19 protein-coding genes and 1 pseudogene are annotated in these 20,860 nt (G+C 59.8%); 16 read left to right on the forward strand and 4 right to left on the reverse strand.

Translation table 11 applies throughout. The features are described from left to right. Nucleotides 1–86: 86 nt before the first annotated feature. Together B3605_RS00210 and B3605_RS00215 are read left to right on the forward strand one after the other, a co-directional pair. Nucleotides 87–383 (forward strand): hypothetical protein, encoded by a 297-nt coding sequence (locus tag B3605_RS00210; RefSeq protein WP_112944800.1) that lies wholly within the window; start codon nt 87–89, stop codon nt 381–383. 209 nt (nt 384–592) lie between these two features. Continuing rightward, nucleotides 593–1,390: a creatininase family protein gene (locus B3605_RS00215; RefSeq protein ID WP_112944799.1), complete on the forward strand. Its 798-nt coding sequence runs from the start codon at nt 593–595 to the stop codon at nt 1,388–1,390. A 24-nt stretch (nt 1,391–1,414) separates the two neighbouring features. On the opposite strand, the gene B3605_RS00220 is transcribed toward B3605_RS00215, so the two are convergent. Further along, entirely contained in the window at nt 1,415–2,365 is a 951-nt protein-coding gene (locus tag B3605_RS00220; RefSeq protein WP_112974160.1) for a LysR family transcriptional regulator, read from the reverse strand. Nucleotides 2,366–2,548: 183 nt separating this feature from the next. Between B3605_RS00220 and B3605_RS00225 the strand changes: the two genes are divergently transcribed. The 6 genes from B3605_RS00225 (at nt 2,549) to B3605_RS00250 (ending at nt 8,606) form a co-directional block, all read left to right on the forward strand. Continuing rightward, nucleotides 2,549–3,565: an ABC transporter substrate-binding protein gene (locus B3605_RS00225; protein WP_112944797.1), complete on the forward strand. Its 1,017-nt coding sequence runs from the start codon at nt 2,549–2,551 to the stop codon at nt 3,563–3,565. A 66-nt stretch (nt 3,566–3,631) separates the two neighbouring features. Further along, the gene (locus B3605_RS00230) at nt 3,632–4,462 is read left to right on the forward strand and encodes an ABC transporter ATP-binding protein (protein ID WP_018899841.1); all 831 of its coding nucleotides are present in this window, start codon (nt 3,632–3,634) and stop codon (nt 4,460–4,462) included. Next, on the forward strand, nt 4,462–5,304 hold the full coding sequence (locus tag B3605_RS00235) for an ABC transporter permease (RefSeq protein ID WP_112974162.1): 843 nt from the start codon (nt 4,462–4,464) through the stop codon (nt 5,302–5,304). The genes B3605_RS00230 and B3605_RS00235 overlap by 1 nt, the downstream gene beginning before the upstream one ends. Next, nucleotides 5,304–6,617 carry a cytosine deaminase gene (locus B3605_RS00240; protein WP_113009626.1) on the forward strand — a complete coding sequence of 438 codons (1,314 nt, stop codon included), beginning with the start codon at nt 5,304–5,306 and terminating at the stop codon, nt 6,615–6,617. Before B3605_RS00235 ends, B3605_RS00240 begins: the two co-directional genes overlap by 1 nt. A gap of 1 nt (nt 6,618) precedes the next feature. After that, entirely contained in the window at nt 6,619–8,028 is a 1,410-nt protein-coding gene (locus tag B3605_RS00245; RefSeq protein WP_113009627.1) for an FAD-binding oxidoreductase, read from the forward strand. Then, entirely contained in the window at nt 8,025–8,606 is a 582-nt protein-coding gene (locus tag B3605_RS00250) for an NAD(P)H-dependent oxidoreductase (RefSeq protein WP_112974165.1), read from the forward strand. The genes B3605_RS00245 and B3605_RS00250 overlap by 4 nt, the downstream gene beginning before the upstream one ends. Before the next feature lie 104 nt (nt 8,607–8,710). Here the strand turns inward: B3605_RS00250 and B3605_RS00255 are convergent, their stop codons facing one another. Both B3605_RS00255 and B3605_RS00260 read right to left on the reverse strand, forming a co-directional pair. Continuing rightward, on the reverse strand, nt 8,711–9,106 hold the full coding sequence (locus tag B3605_RS00255; protein ID WP_112820956.1) for a RidA family protein: 396 nt from the start codon (nt 9,104–9,106) through the stop codon (nt 8,711–8,713). A 489-nt stretch (nt 9,107–9,595) separates the two neighbouring features. After that, nucleotides 9,596–10,591, reverse strand: a complete 996-nt coding sequence (locus B3605_RS00260) for a LacI family DNA-binding transcriptional regulator (protein WP_112944792.1) — start codon at nt 10,589–10,591, stop codon at nt 9,596–9,598. A 179-nt stretch (nt 10,592–10,770) separates the two neighbouring features. Here B3605_RS00260 and B3605_RS00265 point away from each other — a divergent pair, with 179 nt between their 5' ends. The 7 genes from B3605_RS00265 to B3605_RS00295 all read left to right on the forward strand — a co-directional run bounded on the left by B3605_RS00265 (nt 10,771) and on the right by B3605_RS00295 (nt 19,191). Continuing rightward, on the forward strand, nt 10,771–12,015 hold the full coding sequence (locus B3605_RS00265) for an ABC transporter substrate-binding protein (RefSeq protein ID WP_112944791.1): 1,245 nt from the start codon (nt 10,771–10,773) through the stop codon (nt 12,013–12,015). Between the two features lie 75 nt (nt 12,016–12,090). Further along, on the forward strand, nt 12,091–13,017 hold the full coding sequence (locus tag B3605_RS00270) for a carbohydrate ABC transporter permease (protein WP_210297349.1): 927 nt from the start codon (nt 12,091–12,093) through the stop codon (nt 13,015–13,017). Further along, complete coding sequence (locus tag B3605_RS00275) at nt 13,017–13,886, forward strand: carbohydrate ABC transporter permease (RefSeq protein ID WP_112944790.1); 870 nt, start codon at nt 13,017–13,019, stop codon at nt 13,884–13,886. Before B3605_RS00270 ends, B3605_RS00275 begins: the two co-directional genes overlap by 1 nt. A 29-nt stretch (nt 13,887–13,915) precedes the next feature. Beyond that, a complete protein-coding gene (locus B3605_RS00280; RefSeq protein WP_113009628.1) occupies nt 13,916–15,847 on the forward strand; it encodes a glycoside hydrolase family 127 protein in 1,932 nt (643 codons plus the stop codon). A 10-nt stretch (nt 15,848–15,857) separates the two neighbouring features. Then, entirely contained in the window at nt 15,858–16,958 is a 1,101-nt protein-coding gene (locus B3605_RS00285) for an ABC transporter ATP-binding protein (protein WP_112974166.1), read from the forward strand. A 388-nt stretch (nt 16,959–17,346) separates the two neighbouring features. Beyond that, nucleotides 17,347–18,672, forward strand: a complete 1,326-nt coding sequence (locus tag B3605_RS00290; RefSeq protein WP_113009629.1) for an alpha/beta fold hydrolase — start codon at nt 17,347–17,349, stop codon at nt 18,670–18,672. A 90-nt stretch (nt 18,673–18,762) separates the two neighbouring features. Next, nucleotides 18,763–19,191 carry an amidohydrolase family protein gene (locus tag B3605_RS00295; protein ID WP_296431498.1) on the forward strand — a complete coding sequence of 143 codons (429 nt, stop codon included), beginning with the start codon at nt 18,763–18,765 and terminating at the stop codon, nt 19,189–19,191. A gap of 2 nt (nt 19,192–19,193) precedes the next feature. On the opposite strand, the gene B3605_RS00300 is transcribed toward B3605_RS00295, so the two are convergent. Beyond that, nucleotides 19,194–19,838 (reverse strand): ankyrin repeat domain-containing protein, encoded by a 645-nt coding sequence (locus tag B3605_RS00300; RefSeq protein ID WP_112944785.1) that lies wholly within the window; start codon nt 19,836–19,838, stop codon nt 19,194–19,196. Nucleotides 19,839–20,456: 618 nt separating this feature from the next. Between B3605_RS00300 and B3605_RS00305 the strand changes: the two are divergent. Next, nucleotides 20,457–20,846, forward strand: a pseudogene (locus B3605_RS00305) (porin); the annotation flags it as partial. Nucleotides 20,847–20,860 lie beyond the last annotated feature (14 nt).

Consider the following 20,860-nt stretch of genomic DNA (forward strand, 5'->3'; position numbering starts at 1 on the left):
TTTGTAGCACAACGCAGGCTTGAATGAAACGCATCGTTTCGTTATGGCTTCATCGAAACGATGCGTTCTTATAATAGGGGAAAACCATGAGCGCCGACCATGACGATACCGCCGCATCTTCGGGCGATGCGGACAAGACGCCGCCTCACCAGATGCCCAGACCGTGCCGGTTTCGCCTGTCCTTCCTGCTGATCATCGCGGTCTACCCGCTGATCACCACGCTTCTCTATATTCTGATGCCGCTCACCAGCACATGGGAGACGTGGCATCGCACGCTTGTCATTACACCCGTCATGGTGTCGCTGATCGTGTTTCTCGTGACGCCGACCATCCAGCGGCATTTCGGCTGGTATGTGCTGCGCATGCCGCGTCCCGAGCGGTAAAGGCGGGCGGACCGCCATTTTCCGAACGATCCATCCATACGGCATGCCGGGCGGGGCACACTGTCCGGCCTTTGCGCTGTTGCGCGCCCTCCTCCGTCCCGGTCGTGCATATCTCTCGCAAAAAGGCAGCGGCCTGGACGCAAATTGATGCTTTTCGCATGCCGGCTTAAGGCCTAGTCAATGTCCATCAGATCGAAGAGGACACGGCGATGGCAACCCCATTTTACTGGAACGAGCTCAACACCTACGACTTCGCCGGGCTCTCCACCGACACCACGATCGCCATCCTGCCGATCGCGTCGACCGAGCAGCATGGGCCGCATCTGCCTATTGCGACCGACGTCGCCATTGCCAACGGCATGCTGCAGGAACTGCGCCGTCAGCGGCCAGACGATCTCGATATATTGGTGCTGCCGACGCAGGAGATCGGCAAGGCCAACGAGCATGTCCATGGCCCGGGCACGCTGTCTCTCAGCGCAGAACTCCTCATTCCCGTCTGGACCGCGATCGGCGCGAAGGTGGCGGAAACGGGCCTGCGCAAGATGGTGATCGTCAATTCGCATGGCGGCAATGTCGATATCATGAGCATCGTCGCGCGCGAGCTCCGGGTGCGTTACCAGATGGCCGTGGTCTCCACACAGTGGGGCCGCTTCGGCCATCCGGATGGAATGATCAGCGAGCATGAGACGCGCTACGGCATTCACGGCGGCGAGGTGGAGACGTCACTGATGCTGCATTTTCGGCCGGATCTGGTGCGCATGGAGAAGGCCGAGAACTTCACCTCGAAGGCCGAATGGATGCGCGAACAGTCGAAATTCATCCAGCCGCTGCCGCCGCATTCGCTGGCCTGGATCGCCCATGATCTCAACCCGAACGGCGTGGTCGGCGATGCCTCGCGCGGCACCGCCGAAAAGGGCGAGGCGATCTGCCGGCATCAGGTCAAGGGCTTCGTCGAGATGCTTGAGGACCTCAAGCGCTATTCGCTCGACAATCTCTACAGCAAATAGGCTGCCGGCCTGGCGGCCATGTCGTTACGTGGCGGCTGATCTGTCGGGCGCGATGTGGCCCTTGTCCTGCAGCTCGTGAACGAGGCCGGCAAGCTCGGCCAGCAGGTATTCGACGAACAGGCTCGTTGCGGCATCCAGCGGCGCGCGGGTGCGGGCGAAAAGCTTCATCGGCTGATGGCGGGCATGCGGTTCGGCGATCGGGCGGAACACCAGTTCGCCGGCACGGCATTCGGTCACCACGTCGAGCGGGTTCAGCATGGTCAGCCCTGCCCCGCATTTCACCAGCTTCTTCAGCATTTCCGAGGCGTTGCTCTCCAGCACCGGTTCGACGGACACATCAAGCCGCGCCAGCGCCAGATTGATGACGTCGCGCAGACTGGTGCCCTGCTGCGCCAGCAGCAGGCGTTCCTGGACGACATCGCCGAGATTGATCGGTCCATCGCCGATCAGCCGGTGGCCGGGCGGCAGTACGATACCGATCGGGATATCGAAGCTGCCGAGCGAGCGAATGCCGGGCGTGGCCGGAATGTTGAAACCGAGGCCGATATCGACCTCGCCTGAGAGAACCGGATTGACCGTCGTCGTGCCGGCGTCGTTCCGGATCTGGAAATAGACGCGCGGATGTTCGGTCTGGAAGCGGGTGATGATTTCGGCAAGCGGCCCGGATGCGAGACCAACCGTCGTCACCAGCCGCACCTTGCCGGCCTGTTGCATCTTCAGGCTGCGGATGCGACCTTCCAGGCGATCGTAATTTTTCAGTACCTCGCGGATATGCTCGATGCACAGTTCGCCTGCGGCCGTCAGTCTCAGCCCGCGCGGCAGTCGCTCGAACAACGGCGCTCCGATTTCCTCCTCGAGCGCCAGGATCTGCCGGTTGATGGCCGAGGATGCGACGTTGAGGCGCGCGGCGGCCTTGCGGATCGAGCCGGAGCGGGCGATCTCGTCGATGTATTGAAGCTTTTTGGAGTGCAGCATTCGACCCTCGGTGCATCTATTTTAAGCGTCGCGCACAAATTAGAAACAGGCGCGTTGTGAGATGCCAAAAAGGCATCGTTGCGCACGAATTTTGATGCTTTTCAAACAGCAAAGCAATCGCTCAAATGAAAGAAATGGAGCACTGTCGAAGACGCTCCTTGGCCTCAAAGGGGAACGGCTGACATGTCCAATGCATTGAAGACGATGGCTTTTACGGCGCTGCTCGGTCTCGGAACGGCGCTTTGCGCGGCCGCTCCTTCCTACGCGCTCGACAAGGTGAGCTACGGCACCAACTGGTTGGCGCAGGCAGAACATGGCGGCTTCTACCAGGCGGTCGCGGACGGCACCTACGCCAAGCATGGTCTAGATGTGACGATCGTTCAAGGTGGGCCGAATGCGGCAAACTCGGCGCTGCTGATCTCCGGCAAGATCGACTTCTACATGGGCAGCTCGCAGGGTGAGCTAACGGCCGTCGAGCAGGGTATTCCGCTGGTCGATGTCGCGGCGATCTTCCAGAAGGACCCGCAGGTGTTGATCGCGCATCCCGATGCCGGCGTCGAGAAGTTCGAGGATCTCGCCAAACTCAACACGCTGTTTCTCGGCAAGGATGGCTACCTTACCTTCTTCGAGTGGATGAAGGCCAACTATTCGGGCTTCAAGGACGAGCAGTACAAGCCTTATAACTTCAATCCCGGTCCCTTCATCGCCGACAAGTCCTCGGCGCAGCAGGGCTACCTGACGTCCGAACCTTACGAGATCCAGAAGCAGACCGGCTGGGAGCCGAAGGTCTTCCTGCTCGCCGACAACGGCTATAGCCCCTACTCCACGGCGATCACCACGACGCAGGCGATGATCGACGGCAAGTCCGACGTGGTGCAGCGCTTCGTCGACGCCTCGATCGAGGGCTGGTACAATTATCTCTATGGCGACAACGCCAAGGCCAACGAGCTGATCAAGAAAGACAATCCCGAGATGACCGATGGTCAGATCGCGTACTCCATCGCCAAGATGAAGGAATACGGGATCGTCGAGTCCGGCGAGGCGCTCGACAAGGGCATCGGCTGCATGACCGACGCGCACTACAAGAAGTTCTTCGACGAGATGGTCGGCATCAAGGTGCTGAAGGCAGACACGGATTACACCAAGGCGTTCACGACCAAATACGTCTGCAAGGGCGTGGGCATGGCGCTGAAGAAATAAGTCGGACTTCCTCCTCTCCTGTGTGGAGAGGAGGCCCATGGCATACCCAGGAAACGAACGGACCTCATGACTTCATCGCAGCCCACCCCGTCAGCGACACCAGCCGAAGCGCGCAGGCGGCCGCTCGTTGCGATGAAGCAGGTCTCCAAGGTCTTCTCCAGCGGCACGGTCGCGCTCTCGGGCATGACGCTGACGGTCGAGAGCGGTGAATTCATCAGCCTGCTCGGTCCATCGGGCTGCGGTAAGTCGACGGCGTTGCGGATCATGGCCGGGCTCGGCGACGTGTCATCCGGGACGATCGACTGGCCGAGCTCGCGCATCAATTCGCGCGGCCTGCCGGAAGGCGATATCAGCTTCGTGTTCCAGGAGCCTACGCTGATGCCCTGGAAAAACGTGTTTGACAATGTGCACTTGCCGTTGAAGCTGCGCGGTGTATCGAAGGCGGCGGCGCGGGCCGAGATCATGGCGGTGCTTGCGACTGTCGGGCTGCAGGATTTCGCGGAGGCCTATCCGCGCGAGCTCTCGGGCGGCATGAAGATGCGCGTATCGATCGCACGGGCGCTGGTGACGAAGCCGAAGCTGCTCCTGATGGACGAGCCATTCGCGGCGCTCGACGAAATCACCCGGCAAAAGCTCAACGACGATGTGCTTCGGCTCTGGAAGGAGACCGGCATCACGGTGATCTTCGTCACGCATTCGGTGTTCGAATCCGCCTACCTCTCCAACCGCATCGTCGTCATGAAGGCGCGGCCGGGGCGAGTGCATGCCGATCTGCCGCTCGTCACCAGTCTCGAGCGCGACGCGCATTATCGCACCTCCGAGGAATACCGCCAGGCGTGCGAGACAGTCTCGCACTCGCTGATCGGCGCGATCAACGCCGCGAAGGAAGACCACTGATGGCCGATATCGCCGAGACACCTGCCATCGACGTTGCCAAGCCGATCAATGCGCGCCGCCGCGATCTGGCGCTGCGGATCCTCGTTCCGGTGCTGACCGTTGCGGCGCTGGTCGTGATCTGGTGGCTATATGTGAAGCTGTCTGGCGTGCCGCCCTATATCCTGCCGGGTCCGGCGGCCGTGGCCAGCGCCTTCGTCAGCGATTGGGGGACGCTTGCCCCTGCCCTTTGGGTCACCACCAAGATCACCTTTATGTCGCTGATCCTGGCGCTGATCGGCGGCGTCGGCTTTGCCGTCTTTCTCGTGCAGTCGCGCTGGATCGAGATCGCGTTTTATCCTCTGGCGGTCATCCTCCAGGTGACGCCCGTCGTGGCAATCTCGCCGCTGATCCTCATCTATGCGCCGTCGACGCAGGTGGCGCTGCTGATCTGCGCCTTTCTGGTCGCCTTCTTCCCGATCCTGTCGAACATGGTGCAGGGCCTGAAGAGCGTGGATCACAACCTGATCAACCTCTTCGAGCTCTATGGCGCCTCGCGCTGGCAGACGCTGCTCTATCTGAAGCTGCCGGCGGCCCAGCCCTATTTCATGACGGGCCTTCGGATCGGCGGCGGGCTGGCGCTGATCGCAGCCGTCGTCGCCGAATTCGCGGCGGGTTCGGCGGGCGCCGGATCAGGTCTCGCCTTCCGCCTGCTCGAAGCGCAATACCGCATGAACATCCCTCGCCTCTTCGCCGCCCTGCTGATGCTATCGTTGCTTGGTGTGGCGATCTTCGCGATCACCTCATTCATCTCCTGGCTCAGCCTGCATCGCTGGCATGAGAGCAGCCTGAAGCGGGAAAACTGATGACCTATTCCTTCATGTCGCCGCCCAATTCCGCGCGCTTCGTGCTAAGTCACGCGACGCTGCCCGATATCGCCGTTGAAGGTTACGAGGGTATCTCGGCTGAGGGGCTGGTGAAGGCCGATCTCGTTATCGAGGACGGGTTGATCGCGGCGATCCTGCCGCCCGGCTCGGCGCCGCAGGAGTTGGCGAAATCCGACATGCGCGACGGCATGATCTGGCCGTGTTTCGCCGATGTCCACACGCATCTCGACAAGGGCCATATCTGGGCGCGCAACAGCAACCCGAATGGTACCTTCATGGGCGCGCTGACCTCTGTCGGTATCGACCGCGCCACGCACTGGAATGCCGCTGACGTGCGCAAGCGCATGGAGTTCTCACTGCGCTCGGCTTATGCGCATGGCACCAGCCTGATCCGCACGCATCTGGATTCGCCAGCGCCGCAGCATCGCATCTCGTTCGAGGTGTTCGCCGAGGTGCGCGACGCCTGGAAGGACAAGATCGCGCTGCAGGCAGCTGCCCTGTTTCCGATGGACGACATGGTCAACGAGGCCTACTTCGCCGAGCTCGTCCAAATCGTTCGCGACACAGGCTGCCTGCTTGGCGGCGTCACGAAGATGAGCGCGGATCTCACCTGGCAGCTCGACACGCTGCTGAAGGCCGCCGCCGACAATGGGCTCGACGTCGACCTGCATGTCGACGAGACCGACGATCCTGGTGCCGAGACGCTGAAGGCGATCGCCGAGGCGGTGCTGCGCAACGGCTTTACCGGCAAGGTGACAGCGGGCCATTGCTGCTCGCTTGCGAGACAGGACGACGATCTCGCCAAGCACACCATCGATCTGGTGCGAAAGGCGGAAATTTCGATCATTTCCCTGCCGATGTGCAACATGTACCTTCAGGACCGATACCCCGACCGGACGCCGCGCTGGCGAGGGGTGACGCTGTTCAAGGAGCTCGATACCGCCGGGGTGCTGACAGCCGTCGCCTCCGACAATACGCGCGATCCCTTCTATGCCTATGGCGATCTCGATCCGGTCGAAGTGTTCCGCGAGGCGGTGCGCATCCTGCAGCTCGACCATCCGCTCGACAGCGCCGCGCGTGTCGTGACCACCTCGGCCGCCGACATCGCAGGGCGCCCTGATATCGGTCGCATCGCTGTCGGCCTGCCCGCCGATCTCGTGCTTTTCAGCGCTCGGCGCTGGAGCGAATTTCTATCCCGTCCGCAGGCCGATCGCGTGGTGCTACGCCGCGGCAAGGTCATCGACCGCAGCCTGCCGGATTACCGTGAACTCGATAGCGTCGTTGGAGCCTGACATGCCGGATTACCACAAGATCAAACAGGAACTCGACGGCATCGCCATCGAGGACAATCCGGCGCTGGTGCGCCAGAAGAGTCGGGACTTCTATTGGTACTCCCCCGTGCTGAAGGCGCAGCTCGACGGCGTCACCGCCGATCTGGTGGTCACGCCGAAGAACGAGGCGGAAGTCATCCAGACGCTGAAGGTGGCGTTCGCGCATGGCGTTCCGGTCACCCCGCGCGGTGCCGGCACCGGCAATTACGGCCAGGCCATGCCGCTCTCCGGCGGTATCGTTCTCAATCTGGCGGCCATGGACCAGATCAAGGAAATCCATCCGGGCCGCGTGATCTGCGAGCCGGGGATCATCATCGCGCAGCTCGACAAGCAGACCAAGGCGCATTCCGGCCAGGAGCTGCGCTTCCATCCGTCCACGGCGCAGACAGCGACGATCGGCGGTTTCATCGCCGGCGGGTCCGGTGGCGTCGGCTCGATCACCTGGGGTGGCCTGCGCGATATCGGCAACATCATCCGGCTGCGGGTGGTGACCATGGAGGCCGAGCCGCGCGTGCTGGAGCTGACGGGCTGGGACCTGCAGAAGGTCAGCCACGCCTATGGCACCAACGGCATCATCACCGAGATCGAGATGCCGCTGGCGCCCGCCTACGACTGGATCGATGTGCTCGTCGGCTATGACCAGTTTATGGACGGCGTGCGCTACGCTGATGCGCTGGCGAAGTGCAACGGCATCCTGACCAAGGAGATCGCCCCGATCGCGGCCCCGATCCCCTACAGCTATTTCACCCGGCACAAGCCCTATATCCGCGAGGGGCAGTCGGTCGTGGTGGTGATGGTGGCACCGCATTCGATCGATGCCTTCGCCGCGTTTACGGCCTCGCAGAAGGGCGAGATCATCTTCCGCTCCGACAAGGTCGAGAGCATGAAGGGCATTCCGCATGCCTATGAGCTTGCGTGGAACCACACGACGCTGCGCGCGCTCAAAGTCGATCCCGAATACACCTATCTTCAGGTCCAGTATCCCGGCCCCGACCATGTGGCTAAGGTCGCCAAGATGGTCGAGCTCTTCGCCTACGAGGTGCCCGGCCATCTCGAGTTCATCCGGTTCGACGGGCAGATCCAGTGCTCGGGGCTGCCGCTGGTGCGCTACACGACGGAGGAGCGGCTGGAGGAGATCATCAAGATCCACCAGGACCATGGCTGCCCGATCTTCAACCCGCACCGCTACACGCTCGAGGAAGGCGGCATGAAGCAGACGGACAAGGTGCAGCTCGCCTTCAAGCACGAGACCGATCCGAGGGGGCTGCTCAACCCGGGAAAGATGATCGCCTGGGAGAACCCCAACTTCGATTTCTCCGCCGGCGAGAACTATCTGTTCCCGGGGCTCGCTTCGGTGATGGAGAGCGCATGAGGGTTCTGGTCCTTCACTCGCATCCGGTGGAATCGAGCTACGGCAAGGCGCTCTATCAAAAGACGCTGGAGAGCCTGGAGGCCGCAGGCCACGAGGTCGATGCCTGCGACCTCTACGCCGAGGAGTTCGATCCGGTTTTATCGCGGCACGACCGGCTAGTCTATCACGACTATCCCGAGAATACCGAGCTGGTGAAGGACCACGTCGAACGTCTGAAGCGGGCGGAGGGACTGGTCATCGTGACCCCGATCTGGAACTTCGGCTTCCCGGCAATCCTGAAGGGGTACTTCGACCGCGTCTGGCTGCCGGGCGTTTCCTTCGAACTGGCGGATGGGAAAGTGGAATCCCGTTTGCGGCATATCCGCAAGCTTGGCGCGGTGCTGACCTACGGGGCGACACCGTTCCGCGCCTTTGTCGCCGGCAATCCGCCAAAGAAAATCGTCAAGCGGGTCCTGAGGGCGCAGATCAACCCCGTGCGTCCGGTGACATTTCTCGCCCATTACGACATGAACAACTGTACGCAACAAACGAGGGCGGCGTTCATGGGGAAGGTCGAGACGGCGATGAGGCAGTTTTAGATTGTCTCCGGGTCGCCGTCCTGCCCGTTCCAACGAAAGTCGCTTTATGAATACAGCTCACCAGGCTTTGAGAGGCTGAAATTCTCCCAATCATCATCTATGCGTTACGGCGTTAGCACCTTTGCCGCCGTCACCTCTACCTCGACCAGAAACTCCGATCGCGTAAAGCCGCCGACAACGATCAGCGTTGACACAGGCTTGGGGTCTAGCGTGTAGCGGTCGCGCACCGCCATGTAGGCCGGGAAGTCCTCGCGGCGGGTCACGAAGCCGGAGATGCGGATCACGTCGGCATAGGTCAGGCCGGCCTCCTCCAGGATCGCGCCGATCGCCTTGAAGCAAAGTTCCGCCTGGGCGGTGACGCCTTCCGGAATGCTATCGTCAAGCGCGATGCCGAGCTGGCCCGATGTGACCAGTAGCGAGGCGCCTGGCGGCACGAGGAGGCCGTGATTGTAGTTGCCGAAGGGCTTGCGAACAGACGGGGGATTGATCGATTTCGTCATCAAGACCAGGATTTGAAATATCATTAGGGTGTAATGTTGATATCCGGCAGGAAGATCACACCGCCTTGTCGGACCGGTATACAATACTGGCATCGTTCACGATGGCAACATCGAATAGGCGGCTCGGCTGGCCGCAGGGCACGATCGCCGTGGCGATAACGTCGTGCTCGTCATAGTTGGCGGGGCCCGGGGAAACGCAAGTGCCCGCGGCGGAACGCCGCCACGTCCTTACGGCCGACATAAGGAACGAAACCAGGTCCGCACAGTGAACCGCTGTGATGAAGGAAGACGCCGGCGTCATCAACGTTTCCCGCAGAATATCTGGGTGCCGTCATGTATTCGCCGGTCAGCCCCATCACCTCGCCGGAATGGCTGGACTTAGTTCGAACCCAAAAGTGGCTTTCGAGCCTTCTGGCGTGAGGCCGACGACAGTGAGGAGCCGGTGCGAGGTCTGCGGTCGGTACTGACGAGGCGGCAACCATCATCTGGTTACGCGGAGTTTCGCTTAAAGATGCTGCAGGGAAGCCGCACGATGCCCGGCTCAAGTTTTTCCTGGCGCGATAGCCCCAGGATCGCGAGGCCTGCACGATGCCCGATCTCCTTTAGTTGCATGTCGATCGTCGTCAGGGGTGGTCGCGTCTGTTTCGAGACGACTTCCCAGTTGTCGAACCCGACCACCGCGACGTCGTCGGGGATCGAAATCCCTCGATCACGAAGCGCGTCGATAACACCGCGCGCGATTTCGTCGCTGCCGCAAAAGATTGCATCGGGCTTTGGGCCCGATTGAGAATAGATCTCATCGATCGCGGAGTGTCCCCATTCCTCGGACCACTCGCCGAACATAACCTGACCGGAAGGTCCGACGAGATCCTCGTAGGCGTGCGCACGGATGCGCGCAGCAAGGTAGTTCTCCTCGCCGGTGATGTGCACTATGCGTGTCCTGCCAATGGATTGGAGATGCTGCACGGCGACGCGCGCGCCCTGGGCATCATCAGGATGGAAGCTCACGCTGTCGGCAGGACCTTGCGCAAACGCGTAGATAACCGGAACTCGGAGTTTGAGGAGTTCGGGTGGCGGCTCAAGATCGATCCGCGTTGCCGTGAAGATAATCCCGTCGACTTGGCGATCTAGCAGCGCATCGAGATGGAGCTTGGCCAGCCGCGGATCATTGTTGGTCGCGCACAGGAAGAGCGAGACGCCGTGGTCGACGAGGATTTCGGAGACGCCCGCGGCCATCGGAAGCGTCAGTCGACCATAGGTGTCGTTCGTCAGCATACCGATCGCATGGCTGCGCTTCATCAGCAACCCACGCGCGAGTGCATTCGGCCGGAAGCCGAGTTCGTCAGCAATCCTTTTAACCTTTTCACGTGTCTCAGCGTTCGTCCGGCCAGTACCGTTAAGCGCGTTTGAGGCTGTCGAAATGCTCACCCCCGCGGCTTTCGCCACGTCGCGAATTGTTCGACGGCCATGGTCAGAATCGCTCAAATTCCGCTTCTCCTAGTCTTGTAGATAAAACGTTTTAACAGAAAAAATACAGAAGCTAAAAGGTTTTATCAGAAAGTCACTCATATTGCAGCGCACTCATGTCGACATGTAATATTTTCTCATCTAACGTTGCCTTCGTCCTGAGGTCTGGAGCCTCGCATAAGAGAAGGGGAACTCGCATGCGCCGTCTAAAAACTACCATTGCAGCTGTTGCACTATTGGCGAGCACGTCTCTCGCTAGCGCTGAGGAAATCACGCTATGGGTGCGCACGTCTTCGGGGGCTGTGCTCCAGGGGCTGGCTGAAAAATACAACGCCTCCCACACCGACAAGGTCAATGTAACACAGATCACCGCTGAACAGATGGTGCCGAAGTTGGGTGCCGCGATCGCCGGCGGCGCGGCACCTGATGGCGCGGTGCTCGACCTCATCTATCTCCCGACCTTCGCCGCAAACGACAGCCTCGAAGACATCAGCGAATTCGTAAAGGGCCTTCCATACGCTGCCGCCCTCAGCCCCTCACATATTCGCCTGGCGACCTATGACGGCAAAGTGTACGGCGTACCTGCATTACCTGACGCTTCGATCATTGCCTACAATACGGACCTCTTCAAGAAGGCGGGTCTCGATCCGGACAAGGCACCGGGCTCCCTCGAGGAGATTGCTGCCGACGCCAAGAAGATCCATGCGCTCGACAAGGAAACCTACGGCTTTTATTTCGTTGCCAATTCCGGAAGCTGGCTGATCTACGACTTCCTGCCGCATCTTTGGGCCGCAAGCGCCGATGTCCTGAGCGATGACGGCCGTACCGCAACCGTCGATACGCCAGCGCTGCGCGAGACCGTTGCCGCTTATCGCGACATGTGGACGTCCGGCGCCATCCACCCGACCTCGCGCTCGGGCAACGGCAACAATGCGGTTGAGGCCTTCGCATCGGGCAAGGTCGGCATCCTGATGACCGGTTCCTACATCGTCAACTTGCTCACCAGCAAATACCCGGATGTTAAGTTCGCCGTCGCTCCGATCCCGGGTCCGAAGGGCGGCGCATCGAGCTTTGCCGGCGGTGATACCCTGGCACTCATCAAGGGCCTTAGCGAGGAAAAAAAGAAGGTCGCCCTGGACTTTGTGAAGTTCTACATGGAGCCCGAGCAGCAGGTTTATATCACGCAGGAATCCGGTATGCCGTCGCGCACGGATCTTGCCAAGGAAGCCTACGCGAAGTTCGACCAGCGTAACCTCATTGCCTACGACATCCTGGCGAAAGCCCGCACGCCTTACACCTTCTCGTCGGATGAGCTTTTCGTTAGCCGCACCGGCCCATTCCTCAACCTGATCCAGGGCACGATCTTCGGCGATGACGTCGATGGATCGATCAAGAAGGCGCAGGACGACTTCACCAAGATCCTCGACCGCACCAATCCGTAACGGCTGCGTGCGGGGTGGGCTCTTCCGCCCCGCACTTCCCCAATCGCTGATGCGCATGTTCGAGTTCTTCGAGGAATGATTGTGGTCGACACCCCGACAAAGGATATGAAGCAGCCGATCTCTGGAGAACGGGAGCCGCAGGGCTGGCTTGGATTGGCGTTCATCCTGCCCGGCTTCCTGTTTATCCTGGTGCTGTTTCTGGTCCCGCTCGCCATGACGATATGGATGAGCTTCTACAACTGGCCGCTGCTTGGGCGGAAGAAGTTCATCGGCTTTGCCAATTACGCTGAACTGCTTGGCGACATGCAGCTCTGGCACTCGCTGGGCTTCACACTGCTCTACACGGTCCTCGTAACGGCCGCGATCTTTGCAGTGGCCTTTCCCTTGGCGCTGTTGGTCGATCGCCCGCTGCGATCTGCCGGCTTCTTCCGCACGATCTTCTTCATGCCTGTTGTCATCGGGTTTGGTGCGGCATCCACACTGTGGATGTGGTTGCTCAATCCCGACAGTGGCGTCTTTGCCCAGGTCCTGCGCGGCATTGGCCTTATCAGCGCAGCACCGCGGCCGCTTGAAAGCTTCTGGCCGGCGCTTGCCGTGATCATCCTGATGGTCGTCTGGAAGACAGCCGGCTTCACTATGGTCATTCTGCTGACCGGTCTGCAGGGCATCTCCAACGACGTGATCGAGGCTGCCAAGATCGACGGCGCTAGCGTCTTCAGCCGCTTTCGCCGGATCACGCTGCCGCTGATGCGCAATTCGCTCGTGCTCGCCCTGGTTCTCAATGTCACCTCGTCGATGCTCGCCTTCGACCAGTTCTTCATCATCACGCAAGGTGGCCCTGAAAATAGTACGATCTCGGCCGTGTTCTCCATCTACCTCGCATCGTTCTCGTCTTACCGGCTCGGCTACGGCTCTGCGCTCTCCTTTGCGCTGCTCATCGTTCTCGTTGCCATTAGTGCCATTCAATTCGTGCTGTTGCGCGAACGTGCGGAGGAAGGTTAATGACGTCCACCCAATCCAATACGGGCAGCAATCCTCGCGGTGGCAATACCGGCTATCTGCTCTTCCTGCTCGCTTCGATCCTGCTTGCTATCTTCTTCATCATGCCGATCGTCTGGTCACTGGCGAATTCGTTCAAGCCAGCCGCGGAAGCGCTCGCCAATCCGGCTTCGCTGTTTTCGAAGACCTTCTCGCTGGAAAATTACCGCCGCCTCGAGAATGTCGGTGCCGGATGGTACGTCTACGCGGGCAACTCCGTGCTGATCGCTGTCGGAACGGTGCTGCTGACAATCATCGTTTCAGTGCCCGCTGGTTACGGCTTCTCCAAGTTTAGGTTCCCCGGTCAGTCGATACTGTTCGTCCTGATCATGGCGACAATGATGATCCCGTTTCAGTCGATCCTGACACCGCTGTTCCTCATTCTGAAGATGCTCAGCTTGCAGAACAGCCTGTTCGGGCTCGTTTTGATCTACGTCACTTTCCAGCTGCCGTTCTCGGTCTTCATGATGCGTAATGCCTTTGATGCCGTGCCCAAGGCGCTGATCGAGGCGGCGCGTATCGACGGCGCCTCGCAGGCGACGATCCTGCGGCGCATCATGTTGCCGATCGCCTTGCCCGGTGTAGCGACGGTAGCGATGTTCGCCTTCCTGAATTCTTGGAACGAGTTCCTGGCCGCACTCATCTTCCTGTCGGATCAGAACAAGTTCACCCTGCCGATCATGCTGGTGAACGTGTCATCGGGCCTCTACGGTATCATCGATTGGGGCGCATTGCAGGCCGGCATCGCGGTTACCATGATCCCCTGCATCATCCTCTTCCTTCTTCTGCAACGCTACTATGTGCGCGGCCTGACGGCCGGCGCCGTGAAATAAGAAGCGGCACGTCCGCTCAAGGAGCCTCAATGTCTAACGCCCAGAAAGCACAGCCGCGGTTACCGATCGACCGCTACGTTCCCGCCGACCATACCCGCGTCACCTTCGACGGCGGCTTCTGGAAAAGCTGGACAGACACCGTCCGCGACGTCACCATTCCCACCCAGCACATGCGGCTCGACGAGGAAGGCTTTCTCGAAGTTCTGGATTTCGACAAGCCGGCCGGTCCGCTTGCTCGCCCGATCCAGCCGAGCGGCCTGTCGATGCAGCACTTCTTCGATTCTGATTTCGGCAAGTGGATCGAAGCCGCCAGCTACACGCTAAAGAACCATCCCAACCCTGATGTCGAGGCGAAGATCGACGCGATCGTCGAGAAACTCGAACACGGCCAGATGGCCGATGGCTATCTGAACAGCTGGTTCATCCGCCGCGAGCCGGAAAACCGTTGGACCAACCTGCGTGATCTTCACGAAATGTATTCGATGGGGCATCTGCTGGAAGGAGCCGTGGCCTATTTCGAAGCGACAGGAAAGCGCCGCTTCCTTGACGTGATGATCCGTGCTGTCGATCATATCATCGATACGTTCGGCCGCGAGCCGGACAAGCTTCGCGGCTATGACGCGCACGAGGAAATCGAGCTCGCACTCGTCAAGCTCTACCGCGTGACCAAGGACCCGCGGCACCTGAAGCTGGCGACCTACTTTGTCGACGAGCGTGGCCAGATGCCTTCCTACTACGACGAGGAAGCGCGCAAACGTGGCGAGGACCCCGCAGGCTACGTCTTCCAGACCTACGCCTACAGCCAGGCCCATATGCCGGTGCGGGAACAGACCCAGGTTGTCGGTCATGCCGTGCGCGCGATGTACCTGTTCTCCGCCATGGCTGATCTTGCCTTCGAGAACGACGATGAGAGCCTGAAGAGCGCCTGTGACCGGCTGTTTGACAATCTGGTCGGACGCCAGCTTTATGTCACCGGCGGCCTTGGCCCCTCGGCGTCCAACGAAGGATTTACACGCGAATACGATCTGCCGAACGAGACCGCTTATGCCGAGACCTGCGCGGCCGTCGCGCTCGGCTTCTTCAGCCACCGCATGGCCCAGATCGAGCTCGACAGCAAGTTTACCGACAAGCTCGAGACGGTGCTCTACAATGGCGCCCTTTCGGGTATCTCGCGCGATGGCGAACATTACTTCTACGAGAACGTCCTGGAGAGCCATGGGCATAACCGCCGCTGGAAGTGGCACTACTGCCCGTGCTGCCCGACCAACATCGCCCGGTTCATCACATCGCTCGGCCAGTATTTCTACTCCACCAAGGCCGATGAGGTGGCGATCCATCTCTATGGTGAGAACACGGCCGAGCTTTCCGTTGGCAATTCATTCCTCCGCTTGCAGCAGAAGAGCCAATATCCTTGGAACGGCGACGTCGCCATCTCACTTGGCCTCGGTCAGGCAACGCGCTTCACCTTGCGGCTTCGCATTCCAGGCTGGTGCCGCGTCGCACATGTCTTCGTCAATGGCCAGGCCACCAAGCTCGACGTTACCAAGGGTTACGTCGCGATCGAGCGGGAATGGAAGGACGGCGATACGGTCAGGCTGGCTTTCGACATGCCGGTCGACCGCCTCTATGCCCATCCCGCGGCGACCGAAGACAGCGGTCGCTTTGCGCTGCGGCGCGGTCCGGTGATTTTCTGCGTGGAGGAAGCCGATCTCGGCACCGAACCGCAACGGCTGCGGCTGCCGGCTGAGGGCGAGATCGCCGTAAGTTTCGACGAGACACTTCTTGGTGGAGCGACCGTCCTTGAAGGCGATGCACTTGAAGCCGATGCATCCGACTGGCAGGAGACGCTCTATCGTACGCAGCCGCCGGCGCTCAAGCCGACGCGCTTCAAGGCGATCCCATACCACCTCTGGGCAAACAGAGAGCCGGGCGCCATGGCCGTCTGGCTGCATGAGAAGTAGGGGGAACACCATGGCTCGCCTTGAACTTCGCAATGTGGTCAAATCTTACGGCATCTACGAAGCCGTGCGCGGCATCAACCTCACGATCGAGGACAACGAGTTTGTCGTTTTCGTCGGTCCGTCGGGCTGCGGCAAGTCCACGACGCTGCGCATGATCGCTGGCCTGGAACATATAACCGGTGGCGATATCGTCATCGGCGATCAGGTCGTCAATCGGCTTGGCCCAGGCAAACGCGATATCGCTATGGTCTTCCAGAACTATGCGCTCTATCCACATATGAGTGTCAGGGAAAACATCTCCTTCTGCCTCGAACAACAGAAGCTTCCCAAGGCGCAAATCGACGAGCGCATCACCCGCGCCGCCGATACACTGCATATCACCGAGCTTCTGTCGCGGCGCCCCGGCCAGCTTTCAGGCGGGCAGCGCCAGCGTGTCGCCATGGGGCGCGCTATCGTGCGCAACCCGAAAGTCTTCCTGTTCGACGAGCCACTTTCCAATCTCGACGCCAAGCTGCGTGTTCAGATGCGCACTGAGATCAAGCGCCTACACCAATTGCTCCCGACAACGACTGTTTATGTCACCCATGACCAGGTCGAGGCAATGACGATGGCCGATCGTGTCGTGGTCATGAACGGTGGCATCATTGAACAGGCGGGACCGCCTCAAGAGCTGTACCATCGTCCGGTCAGTCAGTTCGTGGCGGGCTTCATCGGCTCGCCGTCGATGAACTTCCTGAACGCAAAGCTTGAGAGCGCTGGCGACGGGCTGGTTGTCGTTCTTGATGATGGCAGCCGGCTTGCCGTTCCCGCATCCCGAACATCGGAATACATGTCGCATACGGGCAAGCGGGTTGTATTCGGCATCCGGCCTGAATCGATATCGAGCCTGATGCCAAAACCAGGCTTCGAAACGATAGAGGCGACTATCGATCTCGTCGAACCACTTGGCCCGGAAACGATGATTTACTTCAATATCGGGCCGGTCAGCCTGTGCGCCAATGTGGATCCGGAAAGTGAACCGCGTCCAGGTTCGCGCATGCCGCTTTCCTTCAACATGAACCGCATGCACCTTTTTGACCCAGCTGGAGGCCGTTCGCTTTCGTCCTGGTGACGTCCGGGATGATCACCTAGCAGCTTTCTGGTCGGCACGTTTGCCGGCCAGAGCAGGTCGTTCTCGGTTGGCCCATTTCGTTGCTAATTCAATCTCCCAACCGACAGGGGTAACGAGCTTGCACATTGGGGGTGGTCCTGATCCACGAGATACGCCGAAGCCGGTCGTTCAGGCAAAAATTCGTACTTGCGACATTTCCATGTCGACACGCTGAAGGTGAAGGTCTTGATTTTTCATTGACAGTTCGACTTCCCAACCGAAGTTCGGCGTTCTCCGGGCAATCTTGTTAGGTGGTCGATCAGCCTCATCTATCATGGAGATTGAGCTTGATGCCGGCCAGTTCCGGTTGTAGCCCGGTCTGAAGCGCAACATTGTTCAGGATTTCATTATGCTCGTCAGCGAATACACTATCCCCGGCATCTGCGTCCGTGACCATCTCGTTGATGTGCCGCTCGATTGGAAGAAGCCGGATGGCGCAACGATCAAGGTGTTCGCGCGCGAAGTTTGCGATCCCTCACGTAATAGGGAGACGCTGCCTGTGCTGCTCTTCCTGCAGGGCGGCCCGGGCGGCAAGTCGCCGCGTCCCGTGGGCGGCGGTCCATCGTGGCTGAGTGAAGCACTTAAGAATTATCGCGTCGTGCTGCTCGACCAGCGCGGCACTGGCAGAAGCACCCGAATCGAAAGCGCCACGATGGCGGTGTTTGCCGACGGAAACGCCGGAGCTCGCTATCTTAGCCACTTCCGGGCCGACAGCATCATCGCCGATTGTGAGCATCTCAGGAAGACAGTATTTGGTGGCGCGCGTTGGGAGACTCTCGGTCAGAGTTACGGTGGTTTCCTTACCCTCACCTATCTGTCTCGGGCTCCCGAGGGGCTGGCCGCCTGCTATGTTACGGGCGGCCTTGCGGGACTTTCGGCGTCCGCGGACGACGTCTACAGACGTACCTATCCGCGCGTGGCCGCCAAGAACCGCGAATACTACAAGAGATACCCTGACGATCGCGACCGCATCTCTCGGATCGCGGACAAGATTGGGGCGGAGAATATCCGCCTTCCCGATGGCGACCGGCTGACGGTCCGCCGATTGCAGACTATCGGCATCGATTTCGGTATGGCGCCGGGATATGAGAATATTCACTGGCTGATCGACGAGGCCTTCTCCGACCACGAGGAGACACGCTTCTCCGACACTTTCCTAGCATCCGTCATGTCGCTGACCTCGTATGACGGCAACCCGATGTTTGCCGCTCTGCAGGAAAGCATTTACGGCCAAGGCTCGGGTGCGACCGGCTGGGCTGCCGAGCGAGTTAGGCCCGAGTTTTCAGAATTTGGCGAAGGAAGCCGGCCGCTGCTCCTGACCGGCGAGATGATGTACCCGTGGATGTTTGAGGAGATTCGCTCGCTGCGGCCGTTCTGCAATGCGGTCGAGGCATTCGCACGCTACGACCAGTTCGAGCCGCTTTACGATCCCTTTCGGTTGGCCTCGAGCGAGATCCCCGTGGCGGCCGCCGTCTACTTCGATGATATGTATGTCGATGCCGAACTGTCGCTGGAAACTGCGCGAGATCTTGGCAACATCAGGGTCTGGGTGACCAATGAGTTCGAGCATGACGGCGTCCGCCAGTCTTCGGCGGTTTTCTCGCGCCTCCGTCAGATGGTGCGCGAGCGGGGAGGCCCCGTTGGGGTCCGTGGCAGCGATTCACAGCACAACTAAAAAAATCTGGATCTCGAGCGACTTCTATCGGCCTATTGGTGAGCGTGTGTCGAGCTACATCACATACTGGTGGGGAAAACCGAGAGAACCGTGTTAGACATCAAGACATCCGACGTTCGCGACATGGCAACGCTCGCCGGAGCGAAGGCACTTAACCGCAAAAATATCAGCCGGATCGCCGTCGACGCCAAGCCGAATTTCTTACTGATCGACCTCAACCATCCCGCCATACCGCCGGTTTACGACCCTCTGCGCAATCTTCTGCATTGCGCAGCGGAGCGGGCGGTGAAGGCCATCTATGTGAATGGCCGCTGCATTGCCAGCGACGGAAACTGGAGGGGCTTGATTACGACGGCTCAGTGCAGATCATTCGGCAAGCATCGAAATCAAAGACAGGCCGCATTTCCGCGGATGATCCGCGCGGAAGATCACTGGCGGAACTCGCGCCGCTCTTCCTGCCAATCAAGCGGTGACAGATCGAGCCTTCGAAACCAGCAACCTCAAGCGACGTCAGATTAGGTTCAGTCTTTGGCTATCGCGGCTTCGAGCAAGGCGATAATCGCGGAGAGCCCACGGGCACGCGCGTGGACCAGGGCGTTCTTTCCGTCGAAGTCGTTGATCTCAGCGTCTGCCCCCGCCGCGAGCAGGGCACTGACGATGCGCTGAGAGACAGGCCCGCCATCGGTTAGGATCGCGACTTCAAGCAAGGCCGTCCATCCCAGCTTGTTGACATGATCGACATCGACCCCCGCTGCGATCAGCATGTCCACGGCATCGGGATGCCCCTTCTCGGCAGCGGGAATCAGGGCAGTACCCCCAAATCGATTTGTGCTGGTGAGATCGGCTCCATGAGCAAGGATCATGCGCAGGATTTCCGTCCGACCATGAGCCCCGGCCACAAGGAAGGGGCTGTCCCGAAGACTGTCCTTGGCGTTAACATCGGCGCCGGCATCGAGAAGAAGACGCGCGGCTTGGATATCGTTTTTCCAGACCGCCACCAGTAACGCCGTTTGCCGGTTCGCATTCGTCTCATCGATAGGGTTACCCGAGGCCAACGCTTGCTCCAGCCCGCGATGATTGCCAGTTTCCACAGCGCCTAGCACCGTGGCCGAAACATTCCCGCCTAGCGCCATGATCAAGACTCCTGCCATAAGAAAACGTCGCATTGCTGCCTCGAAGTTTAAGCCCCCGCGCCGAATAAGCGCGCGGGCAAGAGAATTATTTCAGGTGCTTGGCATGGATTTCAAGAGCCTTCATGGCGCAGGACTCGTCAAACTGGCCACCCGAGGCACCGCGGACGCCAATAGCGCCGATCGTTGCCACGGTGCCTCGGAAATGCCGATCGGCATCTTCATTGCTGCGTTCTTCGTGTGTGTCATCATTGTGTTCTCTCGAGGAAGGTTGTCTCACCGAGCTGACTGCGGCCGGAAGAGGGCCTAGTTTTCTATAATTGAAACATATCAATTCGCGCGATTTCATATTTGCGAATTCAGCCGAACCGCAGCTAATCAGGTTGGGGAAACAGGGAATGTCCGGCAGGTAATCATGCTCACGTGAGCACGACGACGCCGCGATTGACGAAGTTGCAATTGGAAGTCTCAAAGGATTAGGGGGAAATCCGCGTATGTCTCACGTCATCATCAGCAGCTGATCAGATCTCTGTACTGACGATCTAGGCGGTGCGCTTGATCGCACGCCTTCACACAAACCCGACGACACAGGAATAGCGGATCCGATTTCTGCACTGATCCCCTGTGCCCAATCGAAAGAAGATTGAACCGACAATGAAAATCAAGACACTTCTTATTTGTTCGACCTCAGCACTGGCCGCTCTTTCAAGTGCACAGGCTGCGGACGCGATCGTCGCTGCTGAACCCGAAACTGTTGAGTATGTCCGCGTCTGCGATGCTTACGGTAGCGGGTATTTCTACATTCCTGGCACCGAGACCTGCCTTAAGATTAATGGCTATATTCGTTTCCAGGCCAATGCCGGGCCGAACGCGGTGACCGCGAACGCTTCGACGTCAGGCGCCTCGGACTGGGACGTTTTCACTCGTGGGCAGCTCCAGGTCACTGCAAAAAGCGACACGGAGTACGGGGCTCTGACTGGCGTGTTGGTGTTCCAGACCAATGCAGACAACGCTTCTGGACAGATCGCAAAGCTCGACTCTGCCTAGATCGGAAGAGC

The sequence above is a fragment of the Rhizobium sp. UBA1881 genome (assembly GCF_002338015.1).
GTDB lineage: Bacteria > Pseudomonadota > Alphaproteobacteria > Rhizobiales > Rhizobiaceae > Rhizobium.